This window comes from Streptomyces albidochromogenes, assembly GCF_005981925.1.
GTDB classification, from domain to species: Bacteria; Actinomycetota; Actinomycetes; order Streptomycetales; family Streptomycetaceae; genus Streptomyces; species Streptomyces albidochromogenes.
Window position 1 is genome coordinate 1 of the sequence record NZ_VBVX01000603.1, and the last position, 1,475, is coordinate 1,475.

General features: G+C 75.4%; 2 protein-coding genes. Both read right to left on the reverse strand.

The window, feature by feature from the left end; genetic code table 11:
* Window positions 1-75 (reverse strand): twin-arginine translocation signal domain-containing protein (locus tag E2E34_RS36870; protein WP_138905703.1); only part of this gene is annotated, 75 nt, incomplete at its 3' end.
* 86 nt (window positions 76-161) lie between these two features.
* Window positions 162-1,475, reverse strand: a 1,314-nt coding sequence (gene pcaDC / locus E2E34_RS34230) for a bifunctional 3-oxoadipate enol-lactonase/4-carboxymuconolactone decarboxylase PcaDC (protein ID WP_439333709.1), incomplete at its 5' end; no start/stop codon positions are given.

Sequence of the window (1,475 nt, forward strand, 5' to 3'; positions counted from 1 at the left end):
GCGCCAGAGGGTGCCGCCGAAGGCGGCGGCGGAGGTGCCGATGACAGCGCCGCGCAGAAAGCTACGACGTTCCATGTGTCACTCCAGGATGGGGGACTGTGACCTCGGAACGTAAGCGTCTCGAATTGACAGTGCATCAACAACCGGTGAGCGGGAGGTGATCAGTCGTCGACCTGGTCGTCGTCCTGGTCGTCGTCCGGGTCGACGGGCAGGGCGTCGGGATCGAGGGGGGCCGCGAGGGCGTCCGGCTCGGCCAGCTCTTCCAGGGTGTCCGGCTCGACCAGCGCGTCGAGGCCGTCCGCACCGGCCGGCTCCTCCTCGTAGTCGAGGCGGTCGAGGTCGTCGAAGACGTCCTGCGCCACGGTGAACGCGCGGTTCCCGGCGGGCATCCCGCAGTACACCGCCGCCTGGAGCAGGACCGCGCCGATCTCCTGCCTGCTCAGGCCGTTGGTCAGCGCGGCCCGTACGTGCAGCGCGAGCTCCGCCTCGTGGCCCTGGGCGACGAGCGCGGTCAGGGTGACGCAGCTGCGGGTGCGCCGGTCCAGGGTCTCGTCGGCCCAGATCTCGCCCCAGGCGTAGCGCGTGACGAAGTCCTGGAAGCGGGCCGTGAACGGCGTCGTACGGCCGGTCGCCCGGTCCACGTGGGCCGGGCCGAGGACCGCCCTGCGCACCCGCGTGCCGGCCGCGTGGCGGGACGCGTCGGTGCCGGCGGGCGGCGGGGCGAAGTGGGCGAGCAGGGCGGCGGTCACCGGCTCGGGCTTCTCGACGCCGGCGAGATGGGCCGCGCCCGCGACTTCCAGCAGCGTCGAACCGGGGATGGCGTCGGCGATCTCGCGGGCGTGCGCGGGCGGCGTCGCGGGGTCGTCGCGTCCGGCGACGACCAGGGTCGGCGCGGTGACCATGGGGAGCGCGCCGCGCAGGTCGTACGCCGCGAGGGCGTCGCAGCAGGCGGCGTAGCCCGCCGCGTCGGTGGCGCGCAGGTCCTCGATCAGCGCGTGCCCGAGCGGTGTCGCGGCGAACGCCGGGGCGAACCAGGTGCCCGGGCGGCTCGGCGCCATCGCCTCGGTGCCCTCGGCCCGTACGAGAGCGGCGCGCTCGCTCCAGGTGGCGGGCTCGCCGAAGCGGGCCGACGAGCAGACCGCGGCGAGCGCCGTGATCCGTTCGGGGAAGTGCGTCGCCAGGTGGAGCCCCACCGCGCCGCCGATCGAGATCCCGGCGTACCCGAAGGACTGCCAGCCCTGCGCGTCGGCGGCCCGCAGGACCAGCGCGGCCAGGTCGGCGACGGTGGCGGTGCCGTCCAGCGGGACCAGCCCGGCGGGACTGCCGCCATGGCCGGGGAGGTCCCAGCGCAGGACGCGGTGGGTGCGGGCCAGGGCGGGCAGCTGGGGTTCCCAGACGGCGAGTGAGGTGCCCACGGACGGGCCCAGGACGACGGGGGTGCCGGTGGCGGGGCCGTCGAGCACGACGTGGGGGAG